Annotated in this window: 18 protein-coding genes; 13 read left to right on the forward strand and 5 right to left on the reverse strand. The window is 48.0% G+C overall.

Features of this window, described 5'->3' with window-relative positions; all coding sequences use genetic code 11:
* Nucleotides 1–322 precede the first annotated feature (322 nt).
* The 6 genes from HMPREF0650_RS06215 to HMPREF0650_RS06240 all read left to right on the forward strand — a co-directional run bounded on the left by HMPREF0650_RS06215 (nucleotide 323) and on the right by HMPREF0650_RS06240 (nucleotide 6,165).
* Entirely contained in the window at nucleotides 323–1,399 is a 1,077-nt protein-coding gene (locus HMPREF0650_RS06215; RefSeq protein ID WP_004349264.1) for a disaccharide 3-dehydrogenase, read from the forward strand.
* A 42-nt stretch (nucleotides 1,400–1,441) separates the two neighbouring features.
* Nucleotides 1,442–2,926, forward strand: a complete 1,485-nt coding sequence (locus HMPREF0650_RS06220) for a glycoside 3-dehydrogenase (protein ID WP_004349265.1) — start codon at nucleotides 1,442–1,444, stop codon at nucleotides 2,924–2,926.
* Between the two features lie 17 nt (nucleotides 2,927–2,943).
* A complete protein-coding gene (locus HMPREF0650_RS06225; RefSeq protein ID WP_004349266.1) occupies nucleotides 2,944–3,786 on the forward strand; it encodes a 3-keto-disaccharide hydrolase in 843 nt (280 codons plus the stop codon).
* A 22-nt stretch (nucleotides 3,787–3,808) separates the two neighbouring features.
* The gene (locus HMPREF0650_RS06230; protein ID WP_040562712.1) at nucleotides 3,809–4,693 is read left to right on the forward strand and encodes a 3-keto-disaccharide hydrolase; all 885 of its coding nucleotides are present in this window, start codon (nucleotides 3,809–3,811) and stop codon (nucleotides 4,691–4,693) included.
* Between the two features lie 12 nt (nucleotides 4,694–4,705).
* Nucleotides 4,706–5,629 carry a sugar phosphate isomerase/epimerase family protein gene (locus tag HMPREF0650_RS06235; RefSeq protein ID WP_004349269.1) on the forward strand — a complete coding sequence of 308 codons (924 nt, stop codon included), beginning with the start codon at nucleotides 4,706–4,708 and terminating at the stop codon, nucleotides 5,627–5,629.
* A 125-nt stretch (nucleotides 5,630–5,754) separates the two neighbouring features.
* Nucleotides 5,755–6,165 carry a hypothetical protein gene (locus HMPREF0650_RS06240; RefSeq protein ID WP_004349270.1) on the forward strand — a complete coding sequence of 137 codons (411 nt, stop codon included), beginning with the start codon at nucleotides 5,755–5,757 and terminating at the stop codon, nucleotides 6,163–6,165.
* On the opposite strand, the gene mutY is transcribed toward HMPREF0650_RS06240, so the two are convergent.
* The 3 genes from mutY to HMPREF0650_RS06255 form a co-directional block, all read right to left on the reverse strand.
* On the reverse strand, nucleotides 6,166–7,197 hold the full coding sequence (mutY, locus tag HMPREF0650_RS06245) for an A/G-specific adenine glycosylase (RefSeq protein ID WP_245543467.1): 1,032 nt from the start codon (nucleotides 7,195–7,197) through the stop codon (nucleotides 6,166–6,168).
* A 128-nt stretch (nucleotides 7,198–7,325) separates the two neighbouring features.
* Nucleotides 7,326–7,811 carry a ferritin gene (locus HMPREF0650_RS06250; RefSeq protein ID WP_004349274.1) on the reverse strand — a complete coding sequence of 162 codons (486 nt, stop codon included), beginning with the start codon at nucleotides 7,809–7,811 and terminating at the stop codon, nucleotides 7,326–7,328.
* Nucleotides 7,812–8,112: 301 nt separating this feature from the next.
* On the reverse strand, nucleotides 8,113–9,633 hold the full coding sequence (locus HMPREF0650_RS06255) for an ATP-dependent DNA helicase (protein WP_004349275.1): 1,521 nt from the start codon (nucleotides 9,631–9,633) through the stop codon (nucleotides 8,113–8,115).
* Between the two features lie 121 nt (nucleotides 9,634–9,754).
* On the opposite strand from HMPREF0650_RS06255, the gene HMPREF0650_RS06260 reads away from it, so the two are divergent.
* From HMPREF0650_RS06260 to rsmD, 3 genes are read left to right on the forward strand one after another with little or no spacing between them, the layout of a single operon-like run.
* Nucleotides 9,755–10,237, forward strand: a complete 483-nt coding sequence (locus tag HMPREF0650_RS06260; RefSeq protein WP_040562671.1) for a hypothetical protein — start codon at nucleotides 9,755–9,757, stop codon at nucleotides 10,235–10,237.
* Nucleotides 10,218–11,036, forward strand: a complete 819-nt coding sequence (locus HMPREF0650_RS06265; protein ID WP_040562673.1) for a DUF3822 family protein — start codon at nucleotides 10,218–10,220, stop codon at nucleotides 11,034–11,036. The genes HMPREF0650_RS06260 and HMPREF0650_RS06265 overlap by 20 nt, the downstream gene beginning before the upstream one ends.
* Nucleotides 11,036–11,578: a 16S rRNA (guanine(966)-N(2))-methyltransferase RsmD gene (gene rsmD, locus HMPREF0650_RS06270; protein WP_004349279.1), complete on the forward strand. Its 543-nt coding sequence runs from the start codon at nucleotides 11,036–11,038 to the stop codon at nucleotides 11,576–11,578. Before HMPREF0650_RS06265 ends, rsmD begins: the two co-directional genes overlap by 1 nt.
* A 22-nt stretch (nucleotides 11,579–11,600) precedes the next feature.
* Here rsmD and cls read toward each other — a convergent pair whose 3' ends face one another.
* Both cls and dnaG read right to left on the reverse strand, forming a co-directional pair.
* Nucleotides 11,601–13,025, reverse strand: a complete 1,425-nt coding sequence (cls, locus tag HMPREF0650_RS06275) for a cardiolipin synthase (protein ID WP_004349281.1) — start codon at nucleotides 13,023–13,025, stop codon at nucleotides 11,601–11,603.
* 80 nt (nucleotides 13,026–13,105) lie between these two features.
* Nucleotides 13,106–15,085 carry a DNA primase gene (gene dnaG, locus HMPREF0650_RS06280; protein WP_004349283.1) on the reverse strand — a complete coding sequence of 660 codons (1,980 nt, stop codon included), beginning with the start codon at nucleotides 15,083–15,085 and terminating at the stop codon, nucleotides 13,106–13,108.
* Nucleotides 15,086–15,670: 585 nt separating this feature from the next.
* Between dnaG and HMPREF0650_RS06285 the strand changes: the two genes are divergently transcribed.
* From HMPREF0650_RS06285 to HMPREF0650_RS06300, 4 genes are all read left to right on the forward strand, one after another.
* Entirely contained in the window at nucleotides 15,671–16,540 is an 870-nt protein-coding gene (locus HMPREF0650_RS06285) for an electron transfer flavoprotein subunit beta/FixA family protein (protein ID WP_004349284.1), read from the forward strand.
* 455 nt (nucleotides 16,541–16,995) lie between these two features.
* On the forward strand, nucleotides 16,996–18,018 hold the full coding sequence (locus tag HMPREF0650_RS06290) for an electron transfer flavoprotein subunit alpha/FixB family protein (protein ID WP_040562716.1): 1,023 nt from the start codon (nucleotides 16,996–16,998) through the stop codon (nucleotides 18,016–18,018).
* 139 nt (nucleotides 18,019–18,157) lie between these two features.
* Complete coding sequence (locus tag HMPREF0650_RS06295; protein WP_004349288.1) at nucleotides 18,158–18,553, forward strand: endonuclease domain-containing protein; 396 nt, start codon at nucleotides 18,158–18,160, stop codon at nucleotides 18,551–18,553.
* A 131-nt stretch (nucleotides 18,554–18,684) separates the two neighbouring features.
* Nucleotides 18,685–20,409: an acyl-CoA dehydrogenase family protein gene (locus tag HMPREF0650_RS06300; protein ID WP_004349290.1), complete on the forward strand. Its 1,725-nt coding sequence runs from the start codon at nucleotides 18,685–18,687 to the stop codon at nucleotides 20,407–20,409.
* Nucleotides 20,410–20,537 lie beyond the last annotated feature (128 nt).

Raw genomic sequence — 20,537 nt, forward strand, 5'->3', positions numbered from 1 at the left:
TTTCAGTAGGCAGGTATGGCGCTACAACTCTCTGCGTTTGAATAGTCATACATGCCTTTTTCGCAGGACAAAGATAAATATTAAAAATGAATTATATAGGTGCGGCCGTGAAAATATCACCCAAAAGATCAAAGCTGCAGCTAATCGTATTGGTTCACTTACAACTTGATAGCTGTGATTGTTGGTTACTTTCCAAACGGTGTGCCGTTGTAAATATTAACTATTTTTTTGACAGAAACACTGCCTTTTCCTGTTATTTTTAGCTATATTTGCAAACACTTAAATTTTTAATAACTCAAAATTCTTTAGGTAATTTTTTCGGATGAAAATAAAAGTTGCGATTATCGGGTTCGGTCGAATGGGAAGGTTTTACCTTCAGGAGTTTCAAAAGAGTGCCCGATATGACGTAGTATATATATGTGATATTAATGAAGGCTGCTGTAAATTGGCGCGTGAATTGTCTCCAAGTTCAAAAGTTATCACCAACAGCGATGTGGTTTTCGATGACCCTAACGTACAGCTGGTTGTTTTAAGCGCATTTGCAAGTGATCGTAGAGATCGCATTGCCTTAGCTGTAGCCAAGGGAAAACATATCATTGCAGAAAAGCCTATTGCTGACACTGTAGAAGCAGAAGAAGCCTGTGTGCAGATGACAGAAAATTACGATGGCATCTGTACGGTGAACATGTACTTGCGTAATTCTTGGTATCACAGCGAGTTGAAGGATATTGTGGCTAGCGGAGAATTAGGTGATTTGGCCATTCTTCGTATTTGTCACATGACGCCAGGCTTGGCTCCGGGTGAAGGACATGAGTCGGAAGGACCGTGCTTTCACGACTGTGGTATGCACTATGTGGACGTGGCGCGATGGTATGCTGGCAGCGAATTCAAGACCTATCATGCCCAAGGCATTCGAATGTGGGATTACAAGGATCCTTGGTGGTTGCAGGTACATGGTACCTTTGAAAACGGCATCGTGTTTGACATCACGCAAGGTTTTGTCTACGGACAGCTTTCGAAGGATCAGACACACAATTCTTATATAGACATTATCGGAACAAAAGGTATTGCTCACATGACGCACGACTTCCAAACAGCAGTTGTTGACGTGCGAGGGGTGAACGAAACACTGCATATTGAAAAGCCTTTTGGTGGTAAGAATATTGATGTGCTCATTGAGCGCATGGCCAACTCGATAGAAACAGGAGTACGTGACTCGCATCTACCCACCTTCAAAGATTCGGCCATCGCATCCAAATTCGCATGGGATTGTCTGGACGATGCGGCCAAACACGACCTTCCAGCCATCGGAAATCTAGAAACATTGGAACAAATCAGGTACCGCAGAAGGCACATGACCGATGGATATGGACTACTACCTAGTAACTCAGAAGTTTAATCAACGTAAATTGTATATCTATATTAACCAAACTAAACAATTATGGCAGACATTTCAAGAAGAGACTTCCTTAAGAGAGGAAGCGCCGCATTGGCGGGAATGATTGTGGCTCCAAACATCGTACCAAACACGGTGTTGGGTAAAGCACGCGGAAAAAAATCACCAAGTGACAAACTGAATATCCTCGGTGTTGGTATCGGAGGACGTGGTGCCGCTGACCTCAGTGCCATGGAAACAGAGAACATCATTGGCCTTTGTGATGTTGACTGGAAGTATGCTAAGCATGTCTTTGACAAGTATCCTAAGGCAAAGCGCTACAACGATTATCGTAAGATGTTCGACGAGATGCTTAAAAGTGCAGATGCTGTGATGTGTGCTACGGCCGACCATACACACGCCATTATTTGCGCCGATGCCATTACAGCAGGCAAACACGTATATGTAGAGAAGCCAATGACACTCTATCCTTACGAATCGCGCTTGCTGGCTGCGCTTGCAAAGAAATATAAGGTGGCAACCCAGATGGGTAACCAAGGTGCTTCCAGCAGTGGTGCCCGTCAGGCATTGAACTGGCTTTGGAACGGTGAAATTGGTGAGGTAAGGCGCATTGAAGCATTTACAAACCGTCCTATCTGGCCACAAGGTATGCCAACTCCTACAGAGAAGATGGCTATTCCTTCTACGATGAACTGGGATGCCTTTATTGGTCCGGCACAATACCGTGATTTCAATGCAGCCTATACACCATGGAACTTCCGTGGATGGTGGGACTTTGGATCAGGTGCTTTAGGTGATATGGCTAACCATATCCTGCAAGTAGCCTTCAAGGGATTGAACCTTGGCGCCCCTGCTGAATTGATTGGCAGCTCAACCATGTTGATGACCGACTCTTGTCCGTCTGCAGAGAAGATTACTTATCGCTTTGCTGCTCGTGAAAACATGCCTAAATTGGCTCTCCCAGAGGTTGAGTTGGCATGGTATGATGGTGGGTTGATACCACAATATCCAGATGGAATGCCTCAAGGAAAGAAGCTAAAGGCTGACGGTTGCTGTATCTTCTACGGTTCTAAAGATACGTTGGTTGCAGAGTGTTACGGCTATGAGCCTTACTTGTTGTCTGGCAGAAAGCCGGTCGTACCCGAACTAAACCGTATCGTTAAGAACGATAATCACCAGCAAGACTGGATTAGAGCTTGTAAAGAAAGTCCAGAGAACCGTATTCCTAGCGAGTCAGATTTCAAGTTTGCGGCTCCTATGAACGAAGCGATTGTCTTGGGTTGTGCTGCTGTTCGTCTGCAAGACCTTGGGCAGTGGCTGAAGTATGATGCAAGGAACATGCGCTTCACCAATATCCCGGCAAATGCAACTTTGCGTAGTGTCATAGAGGATAAGTTTGAAATTCATGACGGTCATCCAACATTCGACCGTACATATACCAACCCAGTTAATGCTAATGAATGGGCTGCACGCCTCATCAAACCAGTATATCGCCAGGGTTGGAAACTTCCTGAAATACCTAACGTATAAAAGAAATAGGATCATACATGAAACATTTGTTATTAACTGTTGCATGGTGCTTTTTGGTGTTGAACGCTTCGGCGGCAACACCAAAATCAAACTATGGCAACAAAGGAGCGGTTACATTGTATTTCTCGCAAGGCTTTCAAGGCCCCGAGAAGTGGGAAAAACATACTTTCAAGGTCGACAAAAAAGGCTTTATCAACATCTTTGACGGCAAAACGTTGAGGGGGTGGCGTGGCTATGGCAAGACATACGTGCCTTCACGCTGGATTGTTGATAATGGTACCATTCACTTTATCGGCAACGAGAGTCCTGAATCTAAAGGCAAAGAAGGTGGCGACTTGGTGTTTGCACACAAGTTCAAGAACTTTGAATTGGACATGGAATGGAAGGTTGGAAAGGGAGCTAACTCTGGAATTTTCTACTTGGCACAAGAAACGGTCAATGAGAAGGGTGAGTTGCAGCCTATCTATATCTCCTGTCCAGAGTGCCAAGTTCTCGATAATGAGAACCATCCAGACGCAAAATTGGGCGTTGACGGCAATCGTAAATCTTCATCGCTTTACGACATGATTCCTGCTAAACCACAGAATGCAAAACCTTATGGACAGTGGAACCATGTAAAAATCCGTGTATTGAACGGTACAGTTACACATTTCCAAAACGGCGTTCAGGTATTGCAGTACAAATTGTGGACACCCGAATGGACTGAACTCTTGCAGAAGAGCAAGTTCAGTGAAAAGGCATGGCCCATTGCTTTCAGGTTCCTCAACGACTGTGGAGGTGCTAACCGTGAAGGATTGATTGGCATACAAGACCACGGAAACGATGTTTGGTTCCGTAACATTCGTGTGAAAGAATTATAATAACCAATTAAAATACAGAATGATGAAATACACATTATCAACATTAGCAATAGCTTCTTTGCTATTCATATCTTGCGGAAATAATAAAAAGTGTAATTGTGGATGTAAGCAATGTTGTGACAATGCCGACTCTACAGCTGTCGCTGCCGGTGCTTTAGATTTTAAAGTAGCTGACAAGCAGAACGTCGATTTGAGCAAATATCCTGTAGACAAGGATGGTTTTATCACGCTGTTCGATGGCAAAACTTTGAATGGTTGGCGCGGATATGGCAAGGATGCAGCTCCTGAAAGCTGGAATGTAGAAGACGGTGCTATCCACTTGGTGGGTTCAGGCACAGGTGAAGCTCAGATGGAAGGTGGAGGAGACCTCATCTTCGCACATAAGTTTAAGAACTTTGAACTTGAGTTTGAATACAAAATATCAAAGGGTGGTAACTCTGGTGTGTTCTATTTGGCACAAGAAGTTACGACGAATGTTGATGGCAAGGACGAATATCTTCCTATCTGGCAGTCAGCTTCAGAATATCAAGTACTTGACAATGCCAACCACGAAGATGCCAAACTTGGTGTCGATGGCAACCGTCAGTCGGCTTCCTTGTACGACATGATTCCTGCCAAACCACAGAATGCGAAACCATTCGGTGAGTGGAATAAAGGAAAAATTACCGTCTTCAAGGGTACTGTTATCCACGCTCAGAATGGTGAAAACGTTGTGGAATACCACTTGTGGACACCAAAATGGAACGAAATGTTGAAGAACAGCAAGTTCAAAGAGGATGGTGAATTCCCCATTGCTTACAAGCTATTGAAGAATATGGGCGGTGACAAGCATGAAGGATATATCGGCTTCCAAGATCACGGAGACGATGTTTGGTATCGTAATGTACGCATTAAGATTATAGACTAAATCAAGAACGACATGAAAAATAAGATAGTTTTATCACTTATTGCCTTGATGCTCCTTAGCAGTACCACCACTTTCGCACAACGTCGTGGCCGAATGCAGCGTCGAGTGTTGCCTCAGAAAGAACTGGCTTTGCAGCTTTATTCCATTCGTGAGGTAATTGGTGACGCCGATAAATATGCCAAAAACCATGTTGACGTGTTCAAACGTCTTAAGGCTATGGGTTATACAGGCGTTGAAGCAGCTAACTATGGCGATGGAAAGTTCTATGGCGTGTCTCCCGAACAATATCGTAAAGATGTTGAGGTAGCTGGTCTCAAGCCCATTTCTTCACATACGACTCGTGCATTGAGTGATAAAGAATTGAAGAATCATGATTTCACAGAAGCGTTGAAGTGGTGGGACGAAGCAATCAAAGCGCACAAGGCTGCGGGCATGAAGTATATCGTAACACCATGGGCATCTGTTCCAAAAACACTCAAAGATGCTCAGACACTTTGTGACTATCACAACGCAATTGGCAAAAAGTGTAAAGCGGCAGGACTTCTTTATGGCTATCACAGCCATTCACACGAGTTCGTCAAGGTGGAAGGGAAGGACTGGTACGAATACTTTGTGAGTCACACCAACCCCGAATACGTGTTCTTCCAAATGGACGTGTATTGGGCCATGATGGCGCAGCAAAGTCCTACGGAGTGGTTCCGAAAACATCCTGGACGTTTTAAGATGCTCCACATCAAAGACAAGTATGTACTCGGAGAGAGTGGCATGGTAGGCTTTGACGGCATCTTTAAGTATGCTGACAAGGCCGGCTTGCAAGATTTCGTTGTCGAAATGGAAGGAACAGAGGGCGGAATGAACATTATGGAGGGTGTCAGACTTTGCGCTCGATACATTCAAAAAGCCCCATTTGTCAAGCGAACTTATACAAAACAATAACCTACTTGATTATGTATCCAATAAAATCCCGGATTCTCCATCGAATCCGGGATTTATTTTTTATCTTTGCGTTTGTTTGTGTTTGCGGATGCTGACAAATGTTCTATCCTGCACATTCTTATATAATGAAAAAACTATTACTCTTTTTTCCCATCTTCCTATTCATCTTAGGATTCTCCACTTCTTGCAAGTTTGCACCTTCACAAGAGTTGGGCGACACTGTTGCAGCCGAGGTCTTTGAACCAATCGACACAGCCGTTTTGAAGCAACAGCAAAAAGAAAAAATGTCGAAAGCAAAAGACAGTGTGGACATCTTCATTATTGGTGAAGGCTCTACCCGTGACAAACTACAACTCATCTCATACCCTTCGCACCGCGACACCATGCTCTTTGGCAAGAAGCGCCCAGTGAAAGTGACGGGTAGCGCAGACTATGGCCGCGTGGTCCGCATTGTTTTTGTGATGGGAAAAGACAGTACAAAACTTGTTAAACAGGTAGAAGAAATCAAGATGGATACTGCTGTTGCGGCTCCATGATTACATGTCGTTTTCTGGTAGTGATTCCAGCAGTAGTTCGATGAGGCGTGGCAAGGCATATTGGTCCAGTTCACTTTCTTCCACCCAGATGTAGTCATCTGGTAATGCCGGTTTTTCATTGGCTTTTAAAAGGTAAAAGTCAGCCTGCAAGATGCGGTGCGTCAGCACGTGCTTCACACCTTTTTTTAGCAACAATAGCTGTCCGGGGAAGTCGGGTAGTTCTTCGTTTTCATATAACAACGGTTCCCATAAGCCCTGCCAAATGTCACCGGCCGCTCGGCGATGAATGGCTGTTTTTCCTTGCCATCGCACATACACATATACCAATTTGCGCGTCTTAATCTTTAAAGTTTTCAGTTTGATGGGCAGTTCATCAACCTTACCTGTCCGCAAAGCCATGCAGGAGTCCGTCAAAGGACATATCAAGCAGCGAGGCGATGTGGGTGTACACTGTATCGCACCGAAGTCCATGATGGCCTGGTTGTAGGCCGATGGCTCAGTTGCGGGCAACAACGATTGTGCCAGTGCGGCAAATTCTTTCTTTCCTTCGGTGGTGTTGATGGGCGTATAGATGCCGTAATGACGTGCCAACACCCGATACACGTTTCCGTCAACTACTGCCACCGGTAGTCCGAAGGCGATTGAGCCAATGGCTGCGGCCGTATAGTCGCCCACGCCTTTCAGGGCCTTCAGTCCTTCCATCGTGTTGGGAAAATGTCCCAACTCCACCACTTGTTTGGCTGCATGATGCAGGTTTCGCGCCCTGCTGTAGTAGCCCAGCCCCTGCCATAACCGCAGCACCTCGTCCTCAGAAGCCGCTGCCAAATCTTCCACTTTCGGGAAACGAGCCATGAAACGCTCCCAGTAGGCCCAGCCTTGCTGTATGCGTGTCTGCTGCAAAATCACCTCACTAATCCAGATGGCGTATGGGTCGGTTGTCTCACGCCATGGCATGCTACGCCCGTTCTCGCTGAACCAGCGCAGCAAGGCCAGTGTGAACGGGCTGCTTCCCATGTCGTTTTCTTTCTTCATTTGTTGGAGATTCCTGTTTTCGTGCTGTTGGTGTGGCTTGCTGATCCACAGCCAAGTGACGGAAAAAGAGATTATCATCCCCCTGTAGGGCTGATAATCTCTTCTATGTTACATTACATGTCTAGGGGCTATTTCATGCGTGAGCCGTACTGCTGGTCAAGGTTGAAGATAGCCGTGTCGCCCATACGCTTGATACGGTCTACAATACCGCTGGCGGTAGCTTCTTCCTCTACCTGCTCGCGTACAAACTGCCAGAGGAAATCCTGGGTGGCCTTGTCATTCTCTTCTACAGCCTTGTCGAGCAACTTGTCAATCAAGTGGCTGATGTGGCACTCGTGCTTGTAAGCGTCCTCGAAGGCATCCAGTGGGCTGGTCCATGTCTGCTTCACAGCCGGAATCTGGTTAACAACGGCCTCACCGCCACGCTTGATGATGTAGCTTGCCATCTGATAGGCATGATCCATTTCCTCTTCCGACTGTCTTTTCATCCAGTTTGAAAAACCGTCAAAACCCTCTTTCTCTAAGTAGAAAGACATGGAAAGATATAAATTAGCTGAAAAAATCTCTTCAACAATCTGTTTGTTGAAAGCATCTTGCAATGTGTTTGAAATCATATTCTATAATATTTTAGTGAAACATTCTATATGCAAATATACTAATAAAAATGCAGAAACGTGTGCTTTTGTCATGATTTTTAGTTTTTTTCGGTCAGAATCTCCACACCTATACAGCCTACAAGCTGCTCTTGAGTATCACCATGCTTGTCAAAGAGCGTTTGTTGTCGTTTTAAAGGTGGGCGACGAGATGGGCCTCATGACACAAGTGAGTGTAAGAAGTGATGAAATCACGGACGACCCTGTGGTCTACAAAAAACGAAAAGCAGGGCGGTGGGTGGTTTTTGATGGCCGCCCTCGCTCAATCATCGTTATCGTGCGTTTGCGTTTTAGGCCAATTGACCAAATACAAACGCTCGGTGGCGCGGGTAAATGCGGTGTACAACCAATGCACATAGTCGGGCGTAAGCATGTCGTCGGTCATATAGCCTTGATCCAGATAGACATGCGCCCACTGCCCACCTTGCGCCTTATGACAGGTGATGGCGTACGCATATTTCACCTGAATGGCGTTCAACAACTTGTCTTGTCTCATCTTTTTGAGCCGTTCCCGCTTCAAGGGAATGTCGGCATAGTCGGCCATCACCTCCTGAAACAATCGCTCGTTTTGCGCTTGCGTCAACGCCGGTGCCTCTGTGTTAAGGCTGTCCAGCACGACCGTTGCTTGCAATTCGTATTGGTCGTAGTCGGGGAATTGCAACCAGACGTCAGCAAAACGGAAGCCGTACACTTCGCGCACGTTCCTCACCCGCTGCACCAAAGCACGATCTCCGTTGGCCAAAAAGGAGATTCCGTTGGTGTCATTCCCATCTTTTTCCGCCTCACGCATGGCCGAAGAGGCGGCGGCATCACTCGCAAGCGGCGCATCGTTCACCAACGATTCGATGGATTGTTGCAACCAAAAATAATTGTTCCGCACCACCATGAGCCAATCACCGGAGCTTAGTTCCTCCTCTCTGTCCAGGATGGTGTTACGGATGCCACGGTTATAGATGTTGGCTCGCTTGTTACTTCTCGTTACAACGATGGTTTCGTCCATGCCCACTTCCGTGTAACTGTCATTGAGCGTCTCAATCAATTCATCGCCTGGCACCATCTTGATGTCAGCGAATCCATGGAAATGTATCTGGGGTAATTCGGTCAACTCGTCACGAGTGATCATCCGCCTGATGAGCGTTGCATTGTACAGAATGCCGCTCTGTCGGCTCTGTCGCAACACCTCACTGAGCGTACACTCGTAAGTTTTCAGTCCATACCCTTGTAAGAAGTCGGCGTTCAGCGCCGGAGATTCGGTCTCACCGATAGGCGGCAACTGCGCCTGATCACCGATGAGCACCATCTTACAGTTGCGCCCACCGTAGACAAACTGCACCAAATCGTCTAACAGACACCCGCTTCCGAACGACGAGTCGGGCATGCCGCGGTTGGCAATCATCGAACATTCGTCTACCATGAACAGCGTGTCGCTATGGCGGTTGTAGTTGAGATTGAACACGCCACCATCGCTTTCAAAGGTTTTCTGTCGGTATATCTGGTGATGAATGGTGTAAGCTGGGTGCGTGCTGTTCATGGCAAACACCTTTGCGGCGCGTCCGGTAGGCGCCAAGAGCATCACCTTTTGCCCCAGTGTCACCATGGTACGCACGATGGCCGCAGCCAAAGAGGTCTTCCCGGTGCCTGCGCTTCCACGCAAAATCATCACCGCATGGGGGTCGTCATCCATCATGAAACAGGCAAAGGTGCGCAGAGCATCGGCCTGTTCGGCAGTAGGTTCGAGTGCGAATTGTCGTTTGATTTGGAAGATAAGTTCGTCTGTGAGCATGTGTTCAGAAAGAGATAGAATGAGAAATTTACCGATTTGTCGGTTTATTGGAAACTATTTTGTACTTTTGCAAGTGTAAGATGGTTCGCCATACGCACAAAGATACAACAAAAAATCGGTCATGAAAGTCAAAATAAAGCATAATTATCTTTTAACCTGCTGCGTCTTGATTCTGGCCATATTGTGCATCTTGAGCATCTACGATCCCATTCACTTCAAGCAGCAACAGACTGAACGGGAAACAGCAGTGAAGCGCCATTTGGTGCAAATACGCTTGGCCGAAGAGAAATACCGCATGGCCACGGGAGGCTATACCGCCAGCTTCGATAGCCTGATACGGCGGGGCTTGCTGACCGACTCCCTGCGGTTTGTTCCGCATACCAACCACAAGCAGTTCGAGATAGAAACCACCATGCAACTCACTAAGTCGGGGCGACAGCTGCCATTGATGGAATGCAGGGCCTATTATGCTGACTTTTTACAGGGATTGGACCAGCAAGCCATCCAACAATTGATAGACGACGAGAATGCAGCGGGACGCTTTCCCGGACTGAAAATCGGAGATCTCAACACTTCAAACAACAATGCCGGAAACTGGGAATGACATACAAAGAAAGAGAGCAAGGTTGACTTTCAGAGTTAGTCAGCACTCCTTGAGTTTCTCCGTGATAGACAATTCCACGGAGAGCCAATTGGCTTTCGAGCCTTATATCCTCAAGAGTGGCATTTCGTTGGCTGCCAACTTACGCGAAGCCTTTGAAGAAAGCGACCTGCTCTCGTATGGCTACCAACGGGCACAGGTCATGGTCGACTCGCCCGTTCTGATGATTCCCATTGACGAATTTGATGAAAGTGCCATCGAAATCCTTTACCATCACACCTTCATCGGGCATGGCGACAGCGCAGTGTTGCACGCCATTCTGCCCAATCTCAACGCAGTGGCCGTGTTCTCCATGAACAAAGACCTGAAATTGGTTATCACAGACCACTTCAACGACGTGCGTTTCCACCCCATGTTGCAGCCGGTTTGGAGCTATCTACATAAGCGAAGTTTCACAGGAGCGTACCAAAAACTGTACGCATACTTTCATGATAAGAAGGTAGACGTGTTCTGTTTTCAGCACAACCGCTTCAAGTTTTGCAACACGTTCAATGCGGCAAGTGCGCAAGATGCCATCTACTTTCTGCTGTATGCATGGAAGTTGCTGGCTTTGGACACCGAGAAAGACGAGCTGCATATAGCGGGCGACGTTCCCGAACGCAAATGGTTGACCGACAACCTGCACCGCTATTTGCAAAAAGTGTATTACATCAATCCCGCAGCAGAGTTCAATCGTGCCCCCATCATCAACATCAAAGGAATCACATTCGACCTTATCACCCTCTTTTTGAAAGGAAAATAATGCGCATCATCACAGGCTTATACAAGGGAAGACACTTCGACATACCCCACACGTTCAAAGCCCGACCCACGACAGACTATGCTAAAGAGAGCATTTTCAACGTGCTGAACGGCTACATTGACTTTGAAGGAGCCATGGCTTTAGACCTCTTTGCTGGCACTGGCAGCATCTCCATGGAACTGTTGTCGCGTGGGTGTGAGCAGGTAGTGAGCGTGGAAGCCGACCGTGACCATGCCAACTTGATTCGCCATTGCATGCAAAAATTAGGAACGGAGAAGAACGTTTTGATTCGAGAGGACGTGTTTCGCTTCTTAAAAAATTGCCACCAGCGGTTCGATTTCATCTTTGCTGACCCTCCATACACTTTGCCCGAACTGGAGAAGGTACCCGAACTTGTTTTGCAATGTGACCTGCTGAAGCCAAACGGCGTATTCGTATTCGAACACGGAAAGAAGAATGATTTCAGCACATTGCCGCAATATGTCGAACACAGACACTACGGCAGCGTCAACTTTACCATATTTCAATCCAAAGACATGTAGTTGCTGACGAAAGGAAGCGTCATCATAGAAGCGGAGCAAGCAGACGTACCAGCGACTCCCAAAGCCTGTTTAAGAACGGCCTACGCATGAAATCTGCCAGCCTGTCGACAAGCACACACGATTCTTGATCGGTCAAAAAGACCTGCTTCATGCGCAAAGCCAGTTCCTCATCATAAAAGAAAATGTTAGCCTCGAAGTTGTTTTCAAAGCTACGGAAGTCGATGTTGGTGGATCCACACGTACATAAACTGTCATCAGCCACCAAGAGTTTAGAATGATTGAACCCCGCTTTGTAAAAATAAACCTTCACGCCCGCCTCAATCATGATAGGGATATACGACCTGCTGGCCCATTCAACTAACTTCACGTCCCCATGCCTTGGCAGCATCAGTCGCACGTCAACACCAGTCAAGGCCGCTGTGCGAATGGCGAAAAGCACTGGTTCCGTGGGTAGAAAATAAGGTGTTTCCATGTAGACATAATGGCGGGCTTCGAGCAAGATGCGCACATATCCCTGCATCATTTCAGGCCAAGGGGAGATAGGACTGCTGGTCACAACCTGCGCAAGACAATTGTTTGTAATGGGTTGTTCAAAGGGTGGATAATACTTTTGACTGCTGATGAGCGTCCTATCCACGAAATACCAATCTACCAAAAAGGCACGCTGTATGGCGTACACAGCTCCCCCGCGCACCTTCATGTGCGTATCTCTCCATGGCTGTTTGGCCGAACCGCGTATGTAGCGCATGGCAATGTTCATGCCACCGATAAAACCTATCTGCCCATCTACGACGGCCAGCTTGCGGTGATTGCGGTAGTTTACCTTGCCAGTGAATGCCGGAAAGTGCACTGGCATGAAAGAACGCACATCAACACCGGCGTTGCGAAGCCGCTCAAAATACCTGCCTGGAACCTTCCAACAACCCACATAGTCGTAAATCAGGCGCACCTCAATGCCCTCCCGCGCCTTGTCAATCAAGGCATCGGCAATCAACTGCGACAGCGGGTCTTCTTCTATGATATACGTGTCGATGTGTATGTGATGTTTGGCACTGCCTATCGCCTTGAGTAACCCCAGGAAGAAGTCGGCCCCTTCGGTATAGATTTCCACCTCGTTGTCCTTGAATGGCAATGACATGTTTTGATTGGCGAACAGCTGTATTAACGGTTGGTACCGTTCGGGCAGCATCAAATCTTTCTGTTCGGCAAACTCCAACATCGAACGCTTGGTGAGTTGGTCGATGCTTCGCTGACTCATCATACGCTGCTTGCGTGTGTTTTGGCCGAAGAAGAAATAAAGAATGATGCCCACGATGGGTAAGAAAATGAGCACAAGCAACCACGCCATTGTCTTCGACGGCTGTCGGTTGTCCAACAAGACGGTGACAATGGTGCCGATAATGATGATCAAATAGATCAAGATAAGCGTCCAATGAAGGTAAACCATAGTATTGTTTATGCTGCTGGCAAGTCCGATTTGCCGGTCGGTTGGCACGACAAAGTCGCACCAGCGTGTCATTTTCGGTGTTACACGATGATGTTGTTGCCCAACTGTTTGGCCAAGGCATTGCGTATTTGGTGCATGTCTTTATATTCCAGCATGAGCTGTTGCATGCGTTCAGCGTCGTTCGACGCCTCAGCTATCTCGCGCATCAGGTCTTTCAACCGCTGTTCAACATAGTCCATGCGGTAGTCCTTCACCAAGTGGATGGTATGGTTTCGGAGATCCTCTTGCGCCTCTCTCGCCAATTGTTCCTCGTCGACGTATTTCGTTTCAGATGCTGGTTTTTGTGTTTCCATCACCTGATAAGCATCCATGCTCAACCTGCTGGCCAGTTTGCTGATTTCAATATCATCATGATGCACGAAGTATTGTTCAGCCACAAAGCCTTCTTCTCCGCTGTGACTGACAGCCTCTGACAGGATGCGCCTGTAGAGTTCGTTGCCCAATTGCAGCTGGTCACCATTCAGGATGTAGTCGATATATTGAGCCACGGTGAAGTTTACGACGTTGTGATTATCATCTTCCACGCCCTCGTAAATCAGCTGTTCGCCCTTCCTAATCACCAGTTGGATGAGCATCAGTTCTACCTTCGAAGCCTGTGCCATGGGTTTTGCAGACGGTGTGGGGTGGGAAACGGGCACGGATTGCGCCGCCTGCATGGCCGTTCTTTGCTGCTCTGTGGTTCTGGCACCTCGATTTTCTCGGATGTAACGATTCATGGTGTTAATCAAAGTCTGCTCACTCATCCCGATTCTGCGCGCGCAATCCTGCACATAAGTATCACGCAGAATCTGATTGGGTACCACGGCAATGCTGCTGATGATGGAGTTGATGCCCTCCGAACGCTTGAAGGGGTCGGCGACGTTGCTCACCAGCATGTCGGTCTTGAACTGTATGAAGTCAACCTGATGCTTGTCGATGTATGCCTTGAAGTCATCGGCCGAATGTTTTCGTGCAAAGCTGTCAGGGTCGTCACCGTCAGGCAAAAGCAGTATCTTCACATTCATGCCCTCACTCAAGAGCATGTCCATTCCTCGGAAGGCCGCATGGATGCCGGCAGCGTCACCATCATATAATAAGGTGATGTTCGACGTGAATCGGTGCAGAATGTGAATCTGATGCATGCTGAGCGCCGTTCCTGAGTTGGCCACCACGTTCTCAACGCCACACTGGTGCATGGAGATGACGTCGGTATAGCCCTCCACCATGTACACCCAGTCTTCTTTCGCAATGGCCTTCTTGGCCTGGTAGATGCCGTATAGCTCACGGTCTTTTTGGTAAATCTCTGATGCCGGCGAGTTGACATATTTCTGATTAACCCCCTTGGTGCGCGAGTCGAGCACCCTACCGCCAAAACCAACCACCTTACCATTGAGCCCTATCCACGGAAAGATAACCCGCCCGCTGAATCGGTCGATTAAATCACCACGCTCGGTTTTATAACAAATGCCCGTCTTCAGTAAGAACTCTTCCTGATAACCCTTGCCGATGGCCGTGCTGGCCAACCGCGTTCGGTCTGGCAAGTCGTACCCCAATTGGAACTTCCTGATGATGTCGTCGCGAAAACCACGGCTGCGAAAATACTGCATGCCAATGGCTTGTCCGTCCGGGTGGTTGTGCAACAAGTCGCTGAAATAGCCCGCCGTCCACTCGTTGACGATGAACATCGACTCGCGCTCGCTCTGTTCGCGCCGTTCCTCATCCGTCATCTCGCGTTCATGGATTTCGATATGATACTTGCGGGCCAGCCAACGTAGGGCTTCGGGATAATTCATCTGCTCGTGTTCCATGATAAACCCGATGGCGTTTCCTCCCTTTCCGCACCCGAAACAATGGCAGGTGCCGCGGGCAGGTGAAACGATGAAAGAGGGTGTCTTCTCGTTATGAAACGGACAAAGGCCCTTGTAGTTGGCGCCACTCTTGCGAAGTGTCACAAACTCACTCACCACATCCACGATGTTGGCCGTGTCTTTTATCCGTTCAACGGTGGCTCTGTCTATCATAGTCATGCAAAGTTAACGAATAAAATATGAAGCGCCGAATATTCTCTTCCCTATTTTTCAGAATATTTATCTGCGTCTGCCGCTGTTTCATTTCATACGTCATGGCCCATCCTGAGCTTGCTGCGTCCCATTTCTTTGCCATGAAGAGCTACCGGCAACCATGTCATCACGCCTCTTGAAAACACGCAAGTGGGGCACCCTTACAAAGCGGTTTGCGATACCGCTCTATGTCTTTATCTTATTCATAATGAAGTACTTATCTTGTTTTTCTACTTGATACATTCCCCTTGGCCGTGACTTTCCAATCCAAACTCATTGACTTTGGCAGTCAAAGTCAATGAGTTTGGGCATCAAAGTCAATGGGTTTGGCACACAAAGTCATTGCTATTGGAAATCATGTAAATAGCGGCTTGATTTATCATGTTTCGCCCTTGATGCATAAGGAATGTGAAACCGAATCCTGATTGTGCATTTATGCACCCATTTTTTTTGGTAAGAACCAAAAAGTTAGTACATTTGCGAGCAGACAAAAGTCCTAAAAGGAATCTGTTAACGACCATTATATTATAACACAGAATATATTCTATGAAACTGAAAATCGTTGTACTTGCCAAACAAGTACCTGACACAAGAAACGTCGGAAAGGATGCCATGACCGAGCAAGGCACGGTGAATCGTGCCGCACTGCCCGCCATTTTTAATCCCGAAGACTTGAATGCCCTGGAACAAGCACTGCGAATTAAGGAGCAAAATCCAGGTTCTACCGTGGGCGTGTTGACCATGGGACCACCGCGTGCAGCTGAAATCATCCGCCAAGGTTTGTTCCGCGGCGCTGACACCGGATGGCTGCTGACCGACCGTTTGTTTGCCGGAGCCGACACGCTGGCCACGTCTTACGCGCTGGCCACGGCCATCAAGAAGATAGGACATGTAGACTTGGTGATTGGAGGTCGCCAGGCCATCGATGGCGACACGGCACAAGTAGGTCCGCAGGTTGCACAGAAATTAGGCCTCAACCAAGTGACCTACGCCGAAGAAATATTGAAGATAGAAGACGGTAAGGCAACCATCCGCCGCTTGATTGATGGCGGTGTCGAGACGGTAGAGGCTCCGTTGCCCGTGGTTGTCACGGTGAATGGAAGTGCGGCCCCATGCCGTCCTTGCCATGCCAAACTGGTGATGAAGTACAAGTACGCCACTTGTCCGATGGAACGGAAAGGCGATGAGCCATGGACCGAACTCTATGAGCAGCGTCCTTACCTCACATTGAACCAATGGTCGGTGGCCGATGTGGACGGCGACCCAGCGCAGTGTGGTCTTTCAGGCTCGCCAACGAAGGTGAAGTCGGTGCAGAACATCGTGTTCCAAGCCAAGGAGAGCAAAACACTTACCTCATCTGATGAGCATGTGAAAGCACTGATGAAAGAGTTGATTGAAGAAAAGATTATTGGGTAAGTAAAAGGAGCCTCTCCCCCGACCCCTCCCCAAAAGGGAGGGGAGTAGTTAGCTTTTCTAATAGAGAGGTTGAATGGGGAGGGTTAAACAATGACTACCAGAAAACAAAACAAGAGGGGGCCTCTCCCCCGACCCCTCCCCAAAAGGGAGGGGAGTAGTTACCTTTTTTAAACAAGGAGGTTGACTAGGGAGACTTAAACAAGGACTACCGGAAAACGAAATAAGAGGGGGCTCTTCCCAAACCCCTCCCCAAAAGGGAGGGGAGTAGTTACCTTTTTTTTAACAAGGAGGTTGACGGGGGGAAACTTAATCAATAATTATCAAAACAAGGAATTAAACAATAGAAAGTCCTCATCACCTACAACCAACGAGTCTAATCACTCCCCTCCCTTTTGGGGAGGGGTAAGGGGGAGAGGCTTTTTTGGGGGGAGAGGCTTTTTAACACCAAAATGTATATGAACAACGTATTTGTATATTGCGAGATAGAAGGCACAACCGTTGCCGAAGTATCTCAAGAACTACTCACCAAAGGGCGCACGCTGGCCAACCAACTGGGCGTTGAGCTGCATGCGCTGGCAGTGGGCACGGGCATCAAGGGCAACGTTGAGAACCAGATATTGCCTTATGGCGTCGATAAATTGTTTGTCTTCGATGGAGAAGGATTGTATCCTTATACGTCGGCACCACACACGGACATCATGGTTAAACTGTTCCAGGCAGAGCAACCGCAGATATGTCTGATGGGTGCGACGGTAATCGGTCGCGACTTGGGACCGCGCGTGTCGTCATCGCTCACCAGCGGACTGACGGCTGATTGCACACAACTGGAGATTGGCGATTACGACGACCGTAAAGCCCAAAAGCACTATGACAATTTGCTTTATCAAATCAGACCGGCCTTTGGCGGCAACATCGTAGCCACCATCGTCAACCCCGACCATCGTCCACAAATGGCCACCGTGCGTTCGGGAGTGATGAAGAAAGCTCTCTATGAGGGCGAGGCGAAAGGCGAGGTGGTGTATCCCGTGGTAACGGAATACGTCAGCCCTGAGTCGTATGTCGTCAAGGTACTCGAACGACATGTAGAGGAAGCCAAGCACAACTTGACGGGTGCGCCCATCATTGTGGCTGGTGGCTATGGCGTAGGAAGCAAAGAGGCATTCCATCTTTTATACGAATTGGCCGACGTGTTACACGGTGAGGTGGGTGCCAGTCGTGCGGCTGTTGACGCAGGTTGGATAGAGAACGACCGCCAGATTGGTCAAACGGGTGTTACGGTGCATCCCAAGGTGTACATCGCCTGCGGCATCTCCGGGCAGATTCAGCATGTGGCTGGCATGCAAGACGCGGGCATCATCATCGCCATCAACACCGATGCCGACGCCCCCATCAACCAGTTGGCCGACTATGTCATCACTGGCTCAATAGAAGAGGTGGTGCCCAAAATGATTAAATATTATAAGGAGAACAGCAAATAAATCAAGAGGGGCCTCTCCCCCGACCCCTCCCCAAAAGGGAGGGGAGTAGATAGTTTATCTGACAGAGGATGCTGATTTGCTCCTTTACGGTTTCATTTCTTGCTCAGAGGTTGAATATCATCTTTATGATAGTGTAACGATGCACAATAAAAAGCATGATTTTGGATATGCTACGGCAGCACCCGACCGATATCAGATGCTGAAAGAATACGCCAAACAGCTGAGAAAGAACATGACAGAAGCTGAAACTATTTTGTGGGAGGAGCTTAGACAGCTTGATGGTTATCATTTTAGGAGACAACATCCTATCAATGATTATATTGCCGACTTTATCTGCCTGTCAGCTCATCTCATCATAGAGGTAGACGGAAAATATCATGACGTGCCTCAACAACAGACAGAAGATGATACGCGAACCGATGCTTTAAGCAAGATGGGATATACGGTTGTAAGGTTTACCAACGAAGAGATTATAACCGATGTAGATAGGGTTGTAGATGAAATCTATAATATTTTAGATGAGCAAGATGAGTAAGCCACAAGTGAATATGGTATATTACAATAATAACGAATAAACAAAATGGTCTCTAAATCTCCCTGTTAGCCATACTAATCACTCCCCTCCCTTTTGGGGAGGGGTAAGGGGGAGAGGCTGATTATCAAACTATGTCCAATTACTATACTGACCATCCGGAGATTGAATTTCACTTAGATCATCCGTTGATGAAGCGAATCGTTGAGCTCAAGGAGCGCAACTACCAAGACAAAGAGCACTATGATGATGCTCCGGTAAATTACGATGATGCCATCGAGAACTACAAACGCATTCTCGAAATCACAGGCGACGTGGCGGCAAACATCATCGAACCCAACTCGGAAGACGTGGACAAAGAAGGTCCGCATCTTGAGAATGGGCGCATGAAGTATGCCAGCAAAACGCTTGACAACATCAAAGCAACCCAGCAGGCTGGCCTGTGGGGCGTATCGATGCCACGATGTTATGGCGGACTGAACTTGCCCAACGTCACCTTTTCGATGATGTCGGAGATGATAGCCGCAGCAGATGCAGGATTTCAGAACATCTGGTCGCTGCAATCGTGCATCGACACGCTGTATGAATTCGGCTCGGACGAGCAGCGCGAGGAGTACATCCCACGCGTTTGCAAGGGTGCCACCATGTCAATGGACCTGACCGAACCCGACGCTGGCTCTGACCTTCAGCGCGTGATGCTCAAGGCTTCTTACGATGAAAAAGAAGACTGTTGGCGACTGAATGGCGTGAAACGCTTCATCACCAACGGCGACTCGGACATCCACCTGGTGCTGGCACGGTCGGAAGAGGGTACGAAAGACGGCCGAGGACTGTCCATGTTCATCTACGACAAACGCAATGGCGGGGTGGATGTGCGCCACATTGAGAACAAACTGGGTATCCATGGCTCGCCAACCTGTGAGCTGGTGTACAAGAATGCCAAAGCCGAACTGTGCGGAAGCACGCGCATGGGACTGATCAAGTACGTCATGGCACTGATGAATGGCGCCCGTTTGGGCATCGCTGCACAGTCGGTTGGTGTTGAACAAGAGGCATATAACGAGGCTTTGGCATACGCCAAAGAGCGTCAACAGTTTGGACAAGCCATCATAGAGTTCCCTGCCGTGTACGACATGCTGTCGCGCATGAAGGCCAAACTCGACGCAGGCCGTTCCTTATTGTATCAAACGGCTCGTTACGTTGACCTCTATAAGGCATTGGAAGACATCCAACGCGACCGAAAACTGAGTGCCGAAGAACGTGCGGAGATGAAGAAATACACACGTTTGGCTGACGCCTTCACGCCATTGGCCAAAGGCATGAACTCCGAATATGCTAACGAAAATGCTTATGATGCCATCAGCGTACATGGCGGTTCGGGCTTCATCATGGCCTATAAGTCCCAGCGTTTGTTCCGCGATGCACGCATCTTCTCCATCTACGAGGGTACAACGCAACTGCAGGTGGTAGCCGCCATTCGCTACATCATGAACGGTACCTACCTCAACATCATGAAAGAAATGCTCGACAAAGAGGTTGAAGACGCATGGAAACCTTTACACGACCGCTTGGAGGTGCTGGCCCAGCAGTACGAAGAAGCTGTCAACATGGTGAAAGAGGCTGACAACCAAGAGATGCAAGACTTCTTGGCTCGTCGCCTATATAACATGACAGCCAATCTCTTGATGTCGGTATTGCTCATCGATGACGCTTCACGTTCACCCGAATTGTTCGGCAAGAGCGCACACGTCTACATGCGTCACACGGAAGAAGAGAATACAGGGCACTACACGTTCATCAAGAACTTCCGCGCTGAAGACTTAATCAACTATCGTTCCATGGAGCAAGAAGCAGAGTAAAACCTCTTCTTGATGGCAAGAAAATAATGGCTGTTCGAATCTACTTCGAACAGCCATTATTATTTATCAATCATGTCATGGACGGTTGTTGCATCAGATGTATGGACAACTTTCCATGAAACACAGGT

The organism is Hoylesella buccalis ATCC 35310, from assembly GCF_000177075.1.
GTDB lineage: Bacteria > Bacteroidota > Bacteroidia > Bacteroidales > Bacteroidaceae > Prevotella > Prevotella buccalis.

What these genes read in the sequence shown, in the direction of transcription:
- HMPREF0650_RS06215 (WP_004349264.1), top strand. Translation starts at nt 323, where the DNA reads ATGAAAATAAAAGTTGCGATTATCGGGTTCGGTCGAATGGGAAGGTTT.
- HMPREF0650_RS06220 (WP_004349265.1), top strand. Translation starts at nt 1,442, where the DNA reads ATGGCAGACATTTCAAGAAGAGACTTCCTTAAGAGAGGAAGCGCCGCA.
- HMPREF0650_RS06225 (WP_004349266.1), top strand. Translation starts at nt 2,944, where the DNA reads ATGAAACATTTGTTATTAACTGTTGCATGGTGCTTTTTGGTGTTGAAC.
- HMPREF0650_RS06230 (WP_040562712.1), top strand. Translation starts at nt 3,809, where the DNA reads ATGAAATACACATTATCAACATTAGCAATAGCTTCTTTGCTATTCATA.
- HMPREF0650_RS06235 (WP_004349269.1), top strand. Translation starts at nt 4,706, where the DNA reads ATGAAAAATAAGATAGTTTTATCACTTATTGCCTTGATGCTCCTTAGC.
- HMPREF0650_RS06240 (WP_004349270.1), top strand. Translation starts at nt 5,755, where the DNA reads ATGAAAAAACTATTACTCTTTTTTCCCATCTTCCTATTCATCTTAGGA.
- mutY (WP_245543467.1), bottom strand. Translation starts at nt 7,197, where the DNA reads ATGAAGAAAGAAAACGACATGGGAAGCAGCCCGTTCACACTGGCCTTG.
- HMPREF0650_RS06250 (WP_004349274.1), bottom strand. Translation starts at nt 7,811, where the DNA reads ATGATTTCAAACACATTGCAAGATGCTTTCAACAAACAGATTGTTGAA.
- HMPREF0650_RS06255 (WP_004349275.1), bottom strand. Translation starts at nt 9,633, where the DNA reads ATGCTCACAGACGAACTTATCTTCCAAATCAAACGACAATTCGCACTC.
- HMPREF0650_RS06260 (WP_040562671.1), top strand. Translation starts at nt 9,755, where the DNA reads ATGAAAGTCAAAATAAAGCATAATTATCTTTTAACCTGCTGCGTCTTG.
- HMPREF0650_RS06265 (WP_040562673.1), top strand. Translation starts at nt 10,218, where the DNA reads ATGCCGGAAACTGGGAATGACATACAAAGAAAGAGAGCAAGGTTGACT.
- rsmD (WP_004349279.1), top strand. Translation starts at nt 11,036, where the DNA reads ATGCGCATCATCACAGGCTTATACAAGGGAAGACACTTCGACATACCC.
- cls (WP_004349281.1), bottom strand. Translation starts at nt 13,025, where the DNA reads ATGGTTTACCTTCATTGGACGCTTATCTTGATCTATTTGATCATCATT.
- dnaG (WP_004349283.1), bottom strand. Translation starts at nt 15,085, where the DNA reads ATGATAGACAGAGCCACCGTTGAACGGATAAAAGACACGGCCAACATC.
- HMPREF0650_RS06285 (WP_004349284.1), top strand. Translation starts at nt 15,671, where the DNA reads ATGAAACTGAAAATCGTTGTACTTGCCAAACAAGTACCTGACACAAGA.
- HMPREF0650_RS06290 (WP_040562716.1), top strand. Translation starts at nt 16,996, where the DNA reads ATGAACAACGTATTTGTATATTGCGAGATAGAAGGCACAACCGTTGCC.
- HMPREF0650_RS06295 (WP_004349288.1), top strand. Translation starts at nt 18,158, where the DNA reads ATGCACAATAAAAAGCATGATTTTGGATATGCTACGGCAGCACCCGAC.
- HMPREF0650_RS06300 (WP_004349290.1), top strand. Translation starts at nt 18,685, where the DNA reads ATGTCCAATTACTATACTGACCATCCGGAGATTGAATTTCACTTAGAT.